Below are 15,537 nucleotides of genomic sequence, written 5' to 3' on the forward strand. Positions count from 1 at the left end.
TGGCCATTGGTGATAAAGGTCTTGGAGCCCGTTAGAACATATTCATTGCCTTCCAGCTTGGCCGTGGTCTTGATATTTTGCAGATCCGATCCGGTGCCCGGTTCGGTCATGGCGATGGCGCAGACCATTTCACCGCTGGCCATCTTGGGCAGCCAGCGCTTTTTCTGCGCTTCGGTGCCGTAGTCGAGGATATAGCCGGCACAGATCTGGCTATGCACGGAATTGCCAAAACCGGAAAAGCCGGCAGCGCGATATTGTTCGGTGGCAATCACCGCCTCGTGGCGGAAATCCCCGCCCATGCCGCCGTATTCCTCCGGAACCGAAGCACAGAGAATGCCAAACTCCCCAGCCTTGTTCCAGAAATCCCGGTCGATATGGCCCTGTTCCTGCCAGCGGGCCTCATGGGGCACCATTTCCTTGGCATAGAAGTCACGCAGGGAGTCCTGCAGCATGGTCAACTCGTCATCCATCCAGGGAGAGATATGGGGGGGCATGGGGATTATTCCTTGTTGCGGCCAAGCTCGGCCAGAATTTCAGCGCTGTGCTGCCCGCGTTCCGGGCTGGCAGAGGGAGACCAGGCAGAGATCTGATCAAAGCGCGGCGCAGGGGCGGCCTGCAGCACGCCGTCATGTTCCACCCAGGTGCCACGGGTATTCATCGGGTGGGTCAGGGCCTCGTCTGGACTCAGCACCGGCGCGGCGCAGGCATCGGTGCCGTCAAACAGCGCCGCCCAGTGATCGCGGGGTTTACTGGCAAAGATCCCCGCCAGCCGATCGGTCAGGGCGGGCCATTTACGGGTGTCGAACTGGGCTTTGAAGTCCGCATCCTGATCCAGCTCCATCAGCGCCAGGAACTGCGCGTAGAACTTGGGCTCCAGGCATTGTACCGTCATGTAACCACCATCGGCGCAGGCGTAAGAGCGGCTCCAGTGCGGGCCATCCAGCAGGTTCTGTCCGCGGGTCTCGCCAAAGCCACCACCCTGTCGGATGCTCATAAGCAGGTTCATCATATGGGCCGAGCCATCATAGATCGCCGCATCCACCACTGTGCCGGTGCCGCTGGTCTTGGCTTTGAGCAGCCCAGCCAGCATGCCTGCCACCAGATACATCGCACCGCCGCCAATATCGCCCACCAGCGTCGCTGGGGTCAGCGGTGCATCACCGGGACTGGACGCGTACCACAGCGCGCCGGAGAGGGAGATGTAGTTCAGATCATGGCCCGCGGTTTGCGACAGGGCACTCTCCTGCCCCCAGCCGGTCATCCGGCCAAAGACCAGCGTTGGGTTCACCGCGTGACAGGCTTCGGGGCCGATACCAAGCCGCTCCATCACGCCGGGGCGAAAGCCTTCGATCAGCCCGTCAGCTGTGGCAACCAGCGCCAGAAAACTCTTGATGTCTTCGGGATCTTTCAAATCCAGCTCGATCGAGCGCTTGCCGCGATCCAGCACCGAGTGTTCCGGCATGCCCGGCGTGACAGAGCCGCCTTTGCGGTGGACGCAGATCACATCGGCGCCCATATCGGCCAGGGTCATGGCGGCAAAAGGCCCGGGGCCGAGCCCCTCTACTTCGATTATGCGGATGCCTTTGAGCATGGCGAACTCCTTGGGGAAATTGATGTCTGGTCCGGACGACTGGCCGGACCGCGCCCGACCCTCCCCGTCAAACCGGAGGTTTGCCTCCGGCAAAGGGAGGGCGCTTTGCACCCACCCAGGGTCGGACGCGGTCCTTTCCTTTAAGCGGTCAAGCCACCGCCAACGATCAAGGTCTGGCCCGAAACATAATTGCTTTCGGGAATGCAGAACAGATAAACGCCGCCTGCGGCCTCTTCTGGGGTGCCGGCGCGGCCAATGGGGATCATCATCTCAAAGCCTTTGACCACCTTCTTGGGGATGCCGATGCCAATGGTATTGCCCTCGACCTCGATGGCTTTCTTTTCATCCGTGGCTTCGGTGAGACGGGTGGAGATCATGCCAAAGGCCACGGCATTGACGTTGACCTTGTAGCGGCCCCATTCCTTGGCCATGGTTTTGGTCATGCCGACGATGCCCGCCTTGGCAGAGGAGTAATTGGCCTGACCGGCATTGCCGCCGGTGCCTGCAATTGACGAGATATTCACCACCTTGCGGAACACCTCGCGCCCTTCCGAGGCTTCAATTGCGGATTGCTCAGCAATGAAGGAGGCGGCAGCGCGCAGGATCTGGAACGGCGCTTTCAGGTGGACATCGATCATGGCGTCAAACTGCTGGTCGGTCATCTTGCTGATGAAACTGTCCCAGGTGTAGCCGGCATTGTTGACGATGATGTCGATACCGCCGAATTTGTCGAGACCGGCCTGGATGAAATCATTGGCAAAGCCTGGCGCGGTGACAGAACCGGGAATGGCCAGAGCCTTGCCGCCCATGGCTTCGATCTCGGCCACGACCTCTTGCGCCGGTTCAACATCCAGATCGTTGAGCACCACATTGGCGCCATCTTTCGCTAGTTTCAGGGCGATAGAGCGGCCAATGCCGCGTCCGGCGCCAGTGATATAGGCGGTCTTGCCTGCGAGTTTTGTCATGGTTTGCATCCCAGTTTTTCTCAGTTGAAGGCACACCCGGCTTTAGGCCGGGTAGCGCCCGTCCGCCCCCATGGGCGGGCGCTTCACTTCCGCCCGCGGACGGGCTTTGCTGGCGCTAGGGCAGTTGTACCAGCGCCTTGCCTGCCAGCTTTACCTCGCCATTCTGATCCGCTGCTTCGATCTCCAGCGCCACCAGATTGCCCTCGCGTTTCTCCACCACGCGCCCCGTACAGGTCACCACCGCATGGACCTGGGTGATGGCCACAAAACGGGTGGAGAATTCCCGCACCGCGCGCTGCGGAACCCAGGCGGTGAGCAGATGCCCTAGGTAGGCCATGCCCAGCATGCCATGGGCAAAAACATCCGGCATTCCAGCGGCCTTGGCAAAATCGATGTCGATATGGATCGGATTGTGATCCCCCGAGGCCCCGGCAAACAACGCCAGGGTGGTACGGCTGATCGGGCGTTGGCTGACCGCTGGCAATGTGTCGCCGATTTCAACGCTGTCATAGGTCACGTCATGTGCAAATGTGCTCATTTTGGATCCCTCACAACAATGGTGCCGGTCATACTGCCAAGATCTTCGCCCAGCTGATTGGTGGCTTGGGTTTTCAGGATGACAAACTCCATGGCGCCGCCCTTTTTGTCATAGATGTCCATGCAGGTGCAGGTGAGGGTGACTGTGTCTCCGGCGCAGATCGGGGCGCCGTAGGCAAAGGCCTGCTCCCCGTGCAGCACATGGCCCAGCTCGATGCCCATGGCGTTGATGAAATAGAACCGGTCTTCGCGTTCCTGATCCAGGGTGAACAGGAAGGTGAGCGGTGCGGGCAGGCTGCGGTAGCCAGCCGCCTTGGCGGCGTCTTCGTCCCAGTAAACAGGATCGCGCTGGCCAGTGGCGCGGGCAAAATTGCGCAGCTGGCCTGCCTCTACATCCACATGCAGCGGCGGGAAGCTTTTGCCAATGAAGGATCTGTCAATCATGCTGGAGCTCCTCCTCAGGCGGCTTGATAGAGCGTAACGACGCAGGCACCGCCGAGACCAAGGTTGTGTTGCAGCGCGGTGCGCGCGCCCTCGACCTGGGTGGGGCCCGCTGTGCCGCGCAATTGCCGCGTCAGCTCATAGCATTGCGCCAGACCGGTGGCGCCCAGCGGATGGCCTTTGGACAACAGCCCGCCCGAGGGGTTGGTCACATATGTACCGCCATAGCTGTTGTCGCCATCGGCGATGAACTTGCTGGCACCACCCTCGGGGCACAGGCCCAGACCTTCGTAGGTGATCATTTCGTTATGGGCAAAACAGTCGTGCAGCTCGACCACATCGACATCCTCGATGGCGATGCCGGTCTGCTCCTGCACCTGTTTTGCGGCGGCGGCGGTCATGTCGTAGCCAACCAGCTGCATCATGTCATGGGCGTCAAAGGTGGAGGCATAATCTGTGGTCATCGCTTGGCCTTTGATGCGCACGGCCTGATTCAGCCCGTGTTTCTTGGCGTAATCTTCGCTGACGATAATCGCCGCGGCGGCACCGCAGGTGGGCGGGCAGGCCATAAGCCGGGTCATGACCCCCTCCCAGATCATCGGGCTGTCCAGCACGTCCTGCGGCGAAAGCTCCTGGCGGAACAGGGCCAGCGGGTTGTTCACCGCGTGGCGGCTTGCCTTGGCGCGGATACGGGCCAGATCGGTGAGCGAGGAGCCGTGCTTTTCCATATGCGATTTGCCCGCCCCGCCAAAATAGCGCAGCGCCAGCGGGATTTCCGGGCGGCCCACCAGATCATCGGTTTCCGCGTCAAAGGCATCAAAGGGGCTCGGCCGGTCGGTCCAATGCGAGGTCAGCGCGCCGGGCTGCATATGTTCAAATCCGATCGCCAGCGCCACGTCCACAGCGCCGGACTGAACGGCCTGACGCGCCATGAACAGGGCGGTCGATCCGGTGGAGCAGTTGTTGTTCACATTCATCACCGGAATGCCGGTCATGCCCACCTTATAAAGCACCGCCTGGCCACAGGTGCTGTCGCCATAGACATAGCCGGCATAGGCCTGCTGAACGGCGTCATAGGGGAGGCCCGCATCCGCCAGCGCGTCGCTGAGCGCGGCAGCACCCATCTCCGTATAGGGGGCATTCTGGCCGGGCTTGGCGAATTTGGTCATGCCCACTCCGGCAACCAGTACCTCTGACGTCATTGGCTTTCTCCTTGATGCAGTTTTGGGCGCAGCGCCTGCGTTGCGGTGAAATTACACTTCTGGGTTACTTTGTGCCGAGGGCTGGGCAGGAGGTCAAGATTGGTGTAACTCATGAGTGTAATTACCGGACGTCATCTGGCTGGCAGGGCCGTTCGGGGGCCAGAAAATCCAAAGGGCAGAGCAGCAAAATGGGCAACAAGAGCTGGACCACGCCGGGGGCGAGTCGCGATGCCCAGCGAGAGGGCAAGCGGCGGGCAGTCTTGCAGGCTGGCGCCCGGCTGTTCAATGATCAGGGATACGAGCAGACCTCATTGGAGGAGATTGCAACAGCGCTGAATATCACCAAGCGCACTATCTATTATTATGTCGACAGCAAAGAGGATATTCTCTTTGGCTGTCATCTGTTGGGGCTGGAATTCCTGGGCGAAACCATGGCCCAAAGCCAAGATCAGAGCCTGCCGGTGATGGAACGGATTGCGCTATTGATCCGGGGCTATTGCGCTTGGGTCTCGACGGATTTTGGCGCCACAATTGCCATGGTGCGCGAACAAAGCCTGTCAGCGGATCGGCGCACGGCCCTGCGGGCCAGCAAGGCCGAGGTGGATTTTCAACTGCGCAGTCTGATCAGTGAAGGCATTGCCGAAAGCAGCCTGCGCCCCTGTGATCCAAGGCTGGTGGCGGCGGTGGTCTTTGGCGCGCTCAATTGGATCCCGCATTGGAACCGGGTCGAAAACCCAGTGCCGCAGGAAGACATTGCCGAGCAATATCTGCAACTGGTGTTTCAGGGCATGGTGCCTGCGCAGAGCTAAGAGCCGTGACCCTGAGCGCGGTCTATTTCCCCTCGGCGACCCTTTGACGGAACAGCTTTGGCGGCATGCCGGTGCCCTTGGCAAAGACGCGGCTGAAATGCGCCGGGTCGGAAAAGCCCAGATCATAGGCGATCTGCGCCGCGGTGAGATTGGTATAGATCAGCATCCGACGGGCCTCGCGCAGCATGCGTTCGTTGATCAGCTGCGAGGCGGCCTGCCCGGCAGACTGATGGGCAATCCGGTTCAGATGCGTCGGGGAAATCGCCAGATCACGGGCATAGTCAGCCAGCGGGCGACGCTGGCGAAAATCCCGCTCGATCATTGCCTCAAACCGGGTGAACAGCGGGTTGCCAGCCAGAGATTGCTCGGCGCTGTCGGCTTCAAAAATCGCCCGCGCCGCCAGGGCAATCAGCGCTCCGGCCAGCGATCGCAACACCTGGGCACGGGCAAAGCTCTGAGCGTGGTATTCCTCAAACAGATGCGCCGCCAGGGCGCCCAACTGGGCTGAAAGCGGCAAAACCGCAGGCCACTCCAGAGGGGCGCGCACGCCTTCATTGGCATGGATGCAATGATCCAGCAGATCCGAGGTCAGCGTCACCACCCAGCCGCTGGTATCCGGCGCAAAGTCATAGCCATGCACCACGCCGCGCGGAATATTGACAAAACTGTCAGCCGGGATGGTCTGACTTGTCCCGTCAATCTCTGCCACGCCGCTGCCTGCGGTCAGGAACAACAGCTGGTGCAGACGGGCGTGGCGATGCGCCTTCAGCTGCCAGTCATGCAGCGCTGAACGTGAACGAATGGTCTCCACATGCAGCACATCCGCCAGCTCTGCGGTTTCGCCAAACAGGTTATAGCTGCGGATATGGGAGGGGCTGCTCATGTGCGAATTGTACAAGAGGTTGCGCATTCAGTCCATTCGCAAAGGGCCATTTACACGGCATGTTATGGTCTAAGGCTACAGATCAGTCTGCATTCCCGCTGTCGGAGTGTAGCATCAGGGAGGCGCAGCATGTCACAGATCACCACTCAGGTTGCCATTATTGGCGGCGGTCCTTCGGGGCTCTTGTTGTCGCAACTTCTGCATCGTCAGGGCATCGATACCGTGGTGCTGGAACGCCAGACGCGGGACTATGTGCTGGGGCGCATCCGAGCCGGGGTGTTGGAGCGTGGCTTTGTCGAACTGATGCGCGAAGCGGGCTGTGCCGATCGGATGGAGGCCGAGGGCGAAGAGCATCACGGTGTCTATCTGGCGCATCAGGGCCGTGTGGACCGGATTGATCTGGCCAAATCAGCCGATGGGGCCACGGTGATGGTTTATGGTCAGACCGAGGTCACGCGGGACCTTTATGAAGCCCGTGACGCCATGGGCGGGCAGGTCATTCACCTTGCCGAGGATGTACAGCCGCATGATCTGAAATCGGACAAGCCCTTTGTCACATACAAAAAGGATGGCGCTGAGCACCGCGTTGACTGTGACTTTATCATTGGCGCCGATGGCTTCCATGGGGTCAGCCGTAAATCCATTCCGGCGGATGTGCTGCGCGAATATGAAAAAATCTACCCCTTTGGCTGGCTCGGTGTCTTGTCGGAAACCAAACCTGCCTCGCCTGAGCTGGTCTATGCCCGCCATGAACGGGGTTTTGCCCTGTGTTCGCTGCGCAGTCAGGTGCTGAGCCGCTATTATATTCAGGTGCCGCTGACGGATCGGGTCGAAGACTGGTCGGATGAGGCCTTTTGGATCGAGCTGAAGGCACGGCTGCCCAAAGGGGTGGCCGAGGGGCTGCAGACGGGGCCTTCGATCGAGAAATCCATCGCGCCGCTGCGCAGCTTTGTGGCCGAACCAATGCGCTACGGGCAGTTGTTCCTGGCCGGCGATGCGGCCCATATCGTGCCGCCAACCGGCGCCAAGGGGCTGAACTCGGCCGCGTCTGATATCTACTATCTTTATCATGGGTTTCTGGGGCATTATCTGCATGGCGACAGCTCTGGTTTGGACAGCTATTCGGAAAAGGCCCTGGCGCGGGTCTGGAAGGCAGAGCGGTTCAGCTGGTGGATGACCAATCTGCTGCACCGCTTCCCGGAGATGAGCGAAGCGGATCTGCGGTTGCAATGCGCCGATCTGGACTATCTGTTCTCCTCAGAGGCGGCGCAGGCCTCGATGGCGGAAAACTACGTCGGGCTGCCCTACTGACGCCACGTAGGACCGGGGCCGCACCGCCGGATGAGGCTGGTGGCAAGGCAAAAGGCATGATCTCCTGAACCTGGACAAGGGAGAGAGAGATGTCGACAGTAGCCTATGAAAAGACCGGTCGGATTGCGCGGATCACGCTCAACCGGCCGGAGGTGATGAATGCAATCAATGACCAGCTGCCACGGGATTTGGCCGCTGCAGTGGCACAGGCCGATGCGGACCCGGAGGTGCATGTCATGGTGCTTGCCGGGGCTGGGGAGGCCTTTTGTGCGGGCTATGATCTGACCTTTTATGCCGAGGGCAATGGATCTGGCGCGGCGACGCAAGAGATGCCCTGGGATCCGATCAAAGACTATCGGTTCATGTGGGAAAACACCCAGCATTTCATGTCGCTGTGGCGAGCGGTGAAGCCGGTGCTCTGCAAGGTGCATGGCGCGGCCGTTGCCGGCGGATCCGATATCGCCCTTTGTGCGGATATGACCATCATGGCCGAAGAGGCGCAGATCGGCTATATGCCGACGCGGGTTTGGGGCTGTCCAACCACCGCCATGTGGGTTTACCGGCTGGGGGCCGAACGGGCCAAACGCATGTTGTTCACTGGCGATAAAATCTCAGGCCGCGAGGCGGCGGATATGGGGCTGGTCGTGGAGGCGGTGCCACTGGCAGATCTGGATGACAGGGTCGAGGCCATGGCCGCGCGGATGTCCACGGTGCCGATCAACCAGCTGGCGATGCAGAAGCTGGTGATCAATCAAGCCATTGAGCAGACCGGCTTGATGCAGACACAGCGCTTGGCGACGATCTTTGACGGCATCACCCGGCATTCGCCCGAAGGTCTGAACTTTAAGGCGCGGTCCGAGGAAATGGGCTGGAAGCAGGCGGTGCAAGAGCGCGACGAGGGGACTTTTGACTGGACCACCAATCAGGAAATCCCCAAGGGCAATCGCTAGCAACCATGGGGGCTGGGCGGTTTGCCGCCTGGCCGCTTGTCTGCCTTTGTTTTTCAGGACCCTGCCGACTTTGGCTCAAGTCTCTGGAGGTCAGCGTCAAAGGCCGTCCCCGGAACTGATTTTGACGGTACCATCAACACGGTGCGATGATTGAGCTCTTGGCCGCTGTTGCGATCGGTCAGGACCGGGTCTACCGGCGCGCCACCATCCCGAGTGACAAAGGCAAAGGGGGAGGGTTCCGCATTTGGCAGGCTATGCTGGGCCCAGTCCTGCATCGCCAGCAGCACCGGGGCAAAGCTCTTGCCCGAAGCGGTCAACCGGTATTCGTGGCGCAGGGGGCGCTCCTGATAGGGGCGCCGCTCCAGCACCTCCATGGCCTCCAGCCGTTTGAGCCGTTCCGCCAGCAGGTGGCGGGTGACGCCAAGGCGTTTTTGAAAGCCGTCAAAGCGGCGCACGCCAAGAAAACACTCCCGCAGAATAAGAAGCGTCCAGCGGTCGCCAATCACCCCCATGGCGCGGGCCAGGGGGCAGGCGTCGTCGTTGAGATCATGCCATTTCATGCGCTGATTCCTAACATGGATTGACATAGTTCTCAAATGGAACTGATAATGAGTTCCAAAATAGAACCAACAATTCGATTCTCGTTCCACGACATGGAACACCCAGCTGGGCTGACGCGGTCTGGCATTTGCTTGGAGGAGGCCGTCCTATGGTCACTGTTTCAACATCCAATCCCACTGTCCGCCCCCGCCGCAGCAGGTCTGCGCCAAAATGGATGAATGTCATTGCAGCCGGCATGAGCCGCCTGACACCTAGACTGGCGGCGCGGCTCTTTGCCTTTTTCTTTACCCGGCCGGGTCGGCAAAAACTGCCCCGTCATGAAAAACACTGGCTGTTGCAGGCCACAGCGCGCCCGGTGCGGATCAGCACTGGTGAGCTGGTGCCGCTCTATGAGTGGCGCGATAGTTCGCCGTTCCACGGTGTGCGGGATGAGGCCCCCCTGCCGACCGTTTTGTTGGTGCATGGCTTTGGCGGGCGGGCCGGGCAAATGGGTGGTTTTGCGGCGCCCCTGGTGGCCCAGGGCTACCGGGTTGTTGCCTTTGACGCGCCGGCCCATGGCGCCGCCGAGGGCAGCCGCAGCTCCCTGCCAGAGATGCTGGAAGTGACACAGCAGATCGCCGCGCAACTGGGGCCACTGGCCGGGGTGGTGGCGCATTCCAATGGGGCGGCAGCGGTAGTTATGGCTCTAACACAGGGGATGCGGGCGGAAAAAGTCGCGCTTGTGGCGCCGATGACCGATCTCCAGAGCTTCATTCAGCGTCTGGGGGCGCAGCTTGGTTTCTCTGGATCTGTGGCCGCAGCGGCGCAGGCCCGGGTTGAGGCGCGGTATGATTTGCCCTTTGCTACCTTGAAGGCCGCAAACCTGACAGATCAGGTCTCGCAGCCAACCTTGATTTTGCAGGATGTAACGGATCGCATCGTGCCGTTGGAAGAGGTAGAGCAGCTGGCCCAGAATTGGCCCAACGCCGAATTGGAGGTCTCTACCGGTCTGGGACACAACCGGATTTTACGTGATGCGGGTAGCATCGCGCGGGTGGTGTCCCATATTGGCGCGCCGAGGCCACACTAGCTCTGGCGGGAAAGCGCGGCGGGCCGTGGGCTTGTCCCTTGGCAGAACCCTAGCAGGTCGGCTAGGTCTAGGGGGAACAGATCAATGCGCTTGGAAGGGGCAGGGGCAATGCCCCGGACTTGCCCCTTCAGGCCCGCCCGGAGGAGACCCGCCATGAAGATGAGTGACAGCAAAGAAATCGCCGCCCCGCCAGCCGAGGTCTATGCCGCCCTGTTGAACCCAGAGGTGCTGAAGGCCTGCGTGCCGGGGGCCCAGGAAGTGAACGGCAGCGTCGAAGAGGGCTTTGAGGCTTCGGTCACGCAAAAGGTCGGCCCGGTCAAAGCCACCTTCAAAGGCCAGGTAACCCTGTCGGATCTGATCGAGGACGAAAAACTCACCATCACCGGAGAGGGCAAGGGCGGCGCGGCTGGCTTTGCCAAGGGCGGCGCTGTGGTCAGCCTTGCCCCTTCCGAAACCGGTACCCTGTTGTCCTATGAGGTCGAGGCCAAGGTCGGCGGCAAGCTGGCGCAGCTGGGCAGCCGGATCATTGATGGGTTTGCCAAAAAGATGGCGGACCAGTTTTTTGTCAATCTGCAGACCCATCTGGCCCCCGAAGAGGCAGAGGCCGATGAAGAAGAGGGCGGCGAAAAGAAGGGCTGGTTCAAAAAGATCACTGGCAGCTGATCCTTCGCCCGCAAAACCAGCCCCGCCTAGTGGCAGGTAGGAATAAGGGGCCGGTCAAGAAAATTACCTGCGCAGATGCACATGTATCTGCGCAGGTCTTTTTGAGGGCTCTCACTGGTGACGGCCCGCTGCGCCCGGTAGGGTACAAAAAAATTGAAGTCTTTTGATCAAGGGAGGTCCCATGGCGGCGATCCTGTCCATTTCCGATCTGCGCAAATCCTACGAGGGCGGCTTTGAGGCCCTGAAAGGCGTGTCGCTGGATATCGATGAGGGCGAAATCCTCGCCCTGCTGGGGCCCAATGGCGCGGGCAAGACAACGCTGATCTCGACCGTTTGTGGCATCATCACCCCGAGTTCCGGCTCGGTGAAGGTTGGCGGCTATTGCATCCTTGAGGATTTTCGCGCCGCGCGTTCGCTGATCGGGCTGGTGCCGCAGGAAATCAATCTGGAACCCTTTGAAAAGGTGATCAACTCGGTGCGGTTCTCGCGCGGGCTCTTTGGCAAGCCCAAGAATGAAGCCCTGATCGAAGAGATCCTGAAAAAGCTCTCGCTTTGGGATAAGCGCAACAATCAGATCAAGGAACTGTCAGGCGGGATGAAGCGCCGGGTGCTGATCGCCAAGGCGCTGGCCCATGAGCCGCGCGTGCTGTTTCTGGATGAACCCACTGCGGGCGTCGATGTAGAGCTGCGCAAGGATATGTGGGACGTGGTGCAGGAGCTGAAGGATGACGGCGTCACCATCATCCTGACAACCCATTACATCGAAGAGGCCGAAGCCATTGCTGACCGGGTCGGGGTGATTGCCGATGGGCAGATCCTGCTGGTCAAGGACAAGGGTGATCTGATGGCGCAGCTGGGGCAAAAACAGCTCTGCGTCCATCTGAGTGCTGCGATCACAGAGGTGCCCGCCAGCCTTGCCGTGCATCAGCTGGAGCTGAACGCGGAGGGCAATACGCTGATCTACACCTATGACACCAAGGCCGAGCGCACTGGCATCACCGCCCTGTTGAATGATGTGGCCGCCGCCGGTCTTGTGCTGGCGGATGTCTCCACCCGGCAATCCAGCCTCGAAGACATCTTTGTCGGGCTCGTGTCAGGAGAGAAATCATGAACTGGACAGCTATCTGGTCAATCTACCGTTTTGAAATGGCGCGGTTCTTTCGCACCCTGTTCCAAAGCTTCCTGTCGCCGGTTCTGTCGACCTCGCTGTATTTTGTGGTCTTTGGCGCGGCCATTGGCAGCCGCATCGATCAGGTCGATGGCATCGACTATGGCGCCTTTATCGTGCCGGGGCTGATCATGCTCAGCGTGATGACCCAGAGTATTTCCAACGCTTCCTTCGGGATCTACTTCCCCAAATTCATCGGTACAATTTACGAGCTTTTATCGGCACCGGTGAATTTCCTCGAGATCGTGCTGGGCTATGTTGGCGCGGCGGCGACCAAGGCGCTGTTTATCGGCGTTGTCATTCTCGCCACCTCCACCCTGTTTGTGGACATCAGTATCGCGCATCCATTCGCCATGGTGCTGTTCCTGGTGCTGACCTGCCTCAGCTTTGCGCTGATGGGATTCATCATCGGCATCTGGGCGAAGAATTTTGAACAATTGCAACTGGTTCCCTTGCTGATCGTGACACCATTGGTCTTCCTCGGCGGTTCCTTCTATTCGATCTCGATGCTGCCGCCGATCTGGCAAAAGATCACCCTGTTCAACCCGGTGGTCTACCTGATCTCCGGTTTCCGCTGGTCCTTCTTTGGTGCCTCTGATGTGCCGGTTGGGGTCAGCCTGTTGGCCATTGGCGCCTTTACCGCGCTCTGCCTCGCAGTGATCTGGTGGATCTTCAAAACCGGCTGGCGCATCCGCTCCTAAAGGGGCGCAGAAGTCGCTGCTGCGGCAGAAAAGATTCAGGATCTGCCCGGTATTCGCGCAAAACCTCCCGGCCATAGCCGGGAGCGTTGCATATTTACACAGGCCTCCCCGGATTTTGGCCGGAACCGGTTTTGTGCCGTGCCCTCCCTTGTTTCACCCCCCTCGGCCATCTACATCGGCGCCATGATGCTGCGCTTACCCTTTGTGAAAAAACCGCCCCTCGTCTCTGTTGTGCGCCTGTCGGGCGCCATTGGCATGGCGGGGCGAGGTGCTTTGAACGATGCGGCGCTGGCCCCTGTACTGGAGGCCGCCTTTAGCAAGGGCAAACCGGATGCGGTGGCGCTGGAGATCAATTCGCCCGGTGGCTCGCCTGTGCAAAGCTCCCTCATTGGCGCCCGTATCCAACGGTTGGCCAAGGAAAAAGAGATCCCCGTCATCGCCTTTGTCGAGGATGTTGCGGCCTCGGGCGGCTATTGGCTGGCCGCCTCGGCGGATGAGATCTGGGCCGATCCCAGTTCGGTGATTGGCTCCATCGGGGTGATCTCCGCCGGCTTTGGTGCCCAGGAGCTGCTCAGCCGTCACGGGGTCGAACGCCGGGTCTATACCGCAGGCGAAAGCAAATCCATGCTCGACCCGTTTCAGGCGGAAAACCCAGAGGATGTCGCTCGCCTGAAGGTGCTGCTGGGGGATATTCACGAGAATTTCATCACCCATGTGACTGAGCGGCGCGGCGATAAGCTCGACGGCAGTCACAAGCTGTTCACCGGTGAGATTTGGTTGGCCAAACGCGCCACTGAACTCGGCCTGATCGATGGCATTGGCCATCTGAAACCGGCGCTGATGGCGCGGTTTGGCGACAAGGTGAAGCTGCGCCGCTATGGCATCAAAAAGCCCTTCCTCAGCCGTTTTGGCATGCAATTGGCTCAGGACACCCTGGCGGGGATCGAGGAGCGCGCCGAGTTCGCGCGTTTTGGGCTCTGAAGTGATTTTTAAGATAGTCACCCTATTCTTGGTGGTCATAGCGGTGCTGGCTATGTTCGGAAAGGTTGCCTTTCCCGGACAAAAACGCCTGCAATCCGCGCGCTGTCCCTCCTGCGGACGGTTCAAGATCGGCAAAAGCCCCTGTGGCTGTAAGTTAAAAGGACCGCGCAAATGATGCCGTGGCTGCTCTGTGGCTTGGGTCTGGTGATCCTGCTTTTGGCTGGGGATGCGCTGGTGCGCGGGGCGGTGAACCTGTCGCTGCGCCTCGGGGTGCCAGCCCTGATCGTTAGCCTGACAATTGTCGCCTTTGGCACCTCTGCGCCGGAACTGCTGATCGCCATCAAGGCGGTTGCCCATGATGCCGATGGCATTGCCCTGGGCAATGTGGTTGGGTCCAACACCGCCAATATCCTGATGGTTCTGGGCATCCCGGCGATCATCGCCACCCTGCATACCAGCCAATGCAGCAGCCGCAAAAGCTATGTGTTCATGTTGATGGCGACGGTGCTGTTCATCGGCCTGGCCATGTGCGGCACCCTGACCATCTGGTCCGGATTGATCCTGCTGGTGGCGCTGACCTTTTTCCTCGGTGATGCCTTTCGCGACGCGCGCTCCCATCGCAAAAACTGCTGTGCCGAAGAGGGCAGTGACGCGGATGAGGAAGAAGTGCTGGACGGGCTGGAAGAGGCCGATCCCAGCATGCCGCTATGGCGCATTGGCATCTACCTGGTGCTTGGCCTGATTGGCCTGCCGTTGGGAGCGGACCTGCTGGTCGACAATGCCACGGTGATTGCCCGGATGTATCATGTCACCGAGACAGTTATTGGCCTGACACTGGTAGCCATCGGCACTTCATTGCCGGAGCTCGCCACCACGGTGATGGCGACCCTGCGCCGACAGGCGGATGTGGCGCTGGGCAATGTCATTGGCTCCAATATGTTCAACCTGCTGGCCATTATCGGCGTCGCCACCTTTATCGGCCCGATTTCGGTCGACCCGGAGTTCCTCGAGTTTGACCTCTGGGTGATGTTGGCAGCCTCCTTGCTGATCTTCCCCTTTGTGTTCCTGAAAAAGGACATCACCCGGCTTTGGGGCTTTGTGCTCACGGGGCTTTACATCGGCTATCTGATGGTGCTGTTCTGAGGCCCGCAGCGAGCGCGCCGCCTCTTCGGCGCTATGAGAGAGGCCTTTTGAGATGCGAGCACTGGTAACAGGGGCAGGCAAGCGGCTGGGCCGCGCCATGGCGCTGAAACTGGCGGCCGAAGGCTACCACGTCGCAGTGCATTTTGATCGCTCCGAAGCCGAGGCTAAAGAGGTCGCTGCGGAAATCCGCGCCCTGGGCCGCCAGGCCATCACCCTGCAGGCCGATCTGTTGTCATCTGAGGCCAGCGCTGCCCTACTGCCGCGGGCTGCCGCGGGGCTGGAGGGACCTGTGACCTGTCTGGTCAACAATGCCTCGATCTTTGAACCTGATCTGTTGCAGACCGTTACCGCCACAAGCTGGGACCGCCATTTTGACAGCAACCTGCGGGCACCCTTTCTGCTGACCCAGGCCATGGCCGCGCAGGATGTTGCCCTGCCTCAGGATAGCGCGGGTGAGCCGCGCGCCTGGGGGCTGGTGGTCAATATGATCGACCAGCGGGTGCAGAATCTGGCCCCTGATTTCATGAGCTACACCCTGGCCAAATCGGCGCTCTGGACCCTG

18 protein-coding genes are annotated in these 15,537 nt (G+C 60.3%); 10 read left to right on the plus strand and 8 right to left on the minus strand.

What is annotated here, in order from left to right; translation table 11 throughout:
• The 6 genes from ABJP42_RS11895 to ABJP42_RS11920 form a co-directional block, all read right to left on the minus strand.
• The coding region (locus tag ABJP42_RS11895) for an acyl-CoA dehydrogenase family protein (protein WP_348340588.1) at positions 1-494 on the minus strand (494 nt) is incomplete at its 3' end.
• Positions 495-499: 5 nt separating this feature from the next.
• Complete coding sequence (locus ABJP42_RS11900) at positions 500-1,591, minus strand: CaiB/BaiF CoA transferase family protein (RefSeq protein ID WP_348340590.1); 1,092 nt, start codon at positions 1,589-1,591, stop codon at positions 500-502.
• A 140-nt stretch (positions 1,592-1,731) separates the two neighbouring features.
• Complete coding sequence (locus ABJP42_RS11905) at positions 1,732-2,556, minus strand: SDR family NAD(P)-dependent oxidoreductase (RefSeq protein WP_348340592.1); 825 nt, start codon at positions 2,554-2,556, stop codon at positions 1,732-1,734.
• A gap of 115 nt (positions 2,557-2,671) precedes the next feature.
• The gene (locus tag ABJP42_RS11910) at positions 2,672-3,094 is read right to left on the minus strand and encodes a MaoC family dehydratase (protein ID WP_348340593.1); all 423 of its coding nucleotides are present in this window, start codon (positions 3,092-3,094) and stop codon (positions 2,672-2,674) included.
• Entirely contained in the window at positions 3,091-3,537 is a 447-nt protein-coding gene (locus ABJP42_RS11915; protein WP_348340595.1) for a MaoC family dehydratase N-terminal domain-containing protein, read from the minus strand. The genes ABJP42_RS11910 and ABJP42_RS11915 overlap by 4 nt, the downstream gene beginning before the upstream one ends.
• Positions 3,538-3,551: 14 nt before the next feature.
• Complete coding sequence (locus ABJP42_RS11920) at positions 3,552-4,736, minus strand: lipid-transfer protein (protein WP_348340597.1); 1,185 nt, start codon at positions 4,734-4,736, stop codon at positions 3,552-3,554.
• A 188-nt stretch (positions 4,737-4,924) separates the two neighbouring features.
• Here ABJP42_RS11920 and ABJP42_RS11925 point away from each other — a divergent pair, with 188 nt between their 5' ends.
• Complete coding sequence (locus ABJP42_RS11925; protein WP_348340599.1) at positions 4,925-5,545, plus strand: TetR/AcrR family transcriptional regulator; 621 nt, start codon at positions 4,925-4,927, stop codon at positions 5,543-5,545.
• 22 nt (positions 5,546-5,567) lie between these two features.
• Here ABJP42_RS11925 and ABJP42_RS11930 read toward each other — a convergent pair whose 3' ends face one another.
• Complete coding sequence (locus ABJP42_RS11930) at positions 5,568-6,428, minus strand: helix-turn-helix domain-containing protein (RefSeq protein ID WP_348340601.1); 861 nt, start codon at positions 6,426-6,428, stop codon at positions 5,568-5,570.
• Between the two features lie 129 nt (positions 6,429-6,557).
• Here ABJP42_RS11930 and pobA point away from each other — a divergent pair, with 129 nt between their 5' ends.
• Both pobA and ABJP42_RS11940 read left to right on the plus strand, forming a co-directional pair.
• On the plus strand, positions 6,558-7,739 hold the full coding sequence (pobA, locus tag ABJP42_RS11935; protein ID WP_348340603.1) for a 4-hydroxybenzoate 3-monooxygenase: 1,182 nt from the start codon (positions 6,558-6,560) through the stop codon (positions 7,737-7,739).
• An 89-nt stretch (positions 7,740-7,828) separates the two neighbouring features.
• A complete protein-coding gene (locus ABJP42_RS11940; protein WP_348340605.1) occupies positions 7,829-8,689 on the plus strand; it encodes a crotonase/enoyl-CoA hydratase family protein in 861 nt (286 codons plus the stop codon).
• A 53-nt stretch (positions 8,690-8,742) separates the two neighbouring features.
• On the opposite strand, the gene ABJP42_RS11945 is transcribed toward ABJP42_RS11940, so the two are convergent.
• A complete protein-coding gene (locus ABJP42_RS11945; protein ID WP_348340607.1) occupies positions 8,743-9,249 on the minus strand; it encodes a winged helix-turn-helix transcriptional regulator in 507 nt (168 codons plus the stop codon).
• Between the two features lie 236 nt (positions 9,250-9,485).
• On the opposite strand from ABJP42_RS11945, the gene ABJP42_RS11950 reads away from it, so the two are divergent.
• The 7 genes from ABJP42_RS11950 to ABJP42_RS11980 form a co-directional block, all read left to right on the plus strand.
• Positions 9,486-10,319: an alpha/beta hydrolase gene (locus tag ABJP42_RS11950; protein ID WP_348340609.1), complete on the plus strand. Its 834-nt coding sequence runs from the start codon at positions 9,486-9,488 to the stop codon at positions 10,317-10,319.
• Positions 10,320-10,472: 153 nt separating this feature from the next.
• Positions 10,473-10,982 (plus strand): SRPBCC family protein, encoded by a 510-nt coding sequence (locus tag ABJP42_RS11955; RefSeq protein WP_348340611.1) that lies wholly within the window; start codon positions 10,473-10,475, stop codon positions 10,980-10,982.
• Positions 10,983-11,163: 181 nt separating this feature from the next.
• Positions 11,164-12,093 carry an ABC transporter ATP-binding protein gene (locus tag ABJP42_RS11960; protein WP_348340613.1) on the plus strand — a complete coding sequence of 310 codons (930 nt, stop codon included), beginning with the start codon at positions 11,164-11,166 and terminating at the stop codon, positions 12,091-12,093.
• On the plus strand, positions 12,090-12,851 hold the full coding sequence (locus ABJP42_RS11965; protein ID WP_348340615.1) for an ABC transporter permease: 762 nt from the start codon (positions 12,090-12,092) through the stop codon (positions 12,849-12,851). Before ABJP42_RS11960 ends, ABJP42_RS11965 begins: the two co-directional genes overlap by 4 nt.
• 183 nt (positions 12,852-13,034) lie before the next feature.
• On the plus strand, positions 13,035-13,832 hold the full coding sequence (locus ABJP42_RS11970) for a S49 family peptidase (RefSeq protein ID WP_348340617.1): 798 nt from the start codon (positions 13,035-13,037) through the stop codon (positions 13,830-13,832).
• A gap of 171 nt (positions 13,833-14,003) precedes the next feature.
• On the plus strand, positions 14,004-14,975 hold the full coding sequence (locus ABJP42_RS11975; protein ID WP_348340619.1) for a calcium/sodium antiporter: 972 nt from the start codon (positions 14,004-14,006) through the stop codon (positions 14,973-14,975).
• A 52-nt stretch (positions 14,976-15,027) separates the two neighbouring features.
• Positions 15,028-15,537: SDR family NAD(P)-dependent oxidoreductase (locus ABJP42_RS11980; RefSeq protein ID WP_348340621.1), on the plus strand; the 510-nt coding region annotated here is incomplete at its 3' end.

It is taken from the genome of Pseudophaeobacter sp. (genome assembly GCF_039971195.1).
Taxonomy (GTDB): domain Bacteria; phylum Pseudomonadota; class Alphaproteobacteria; order Rhodobacterales; family Rhodobacteraceae; genus Pseudophaeobacter.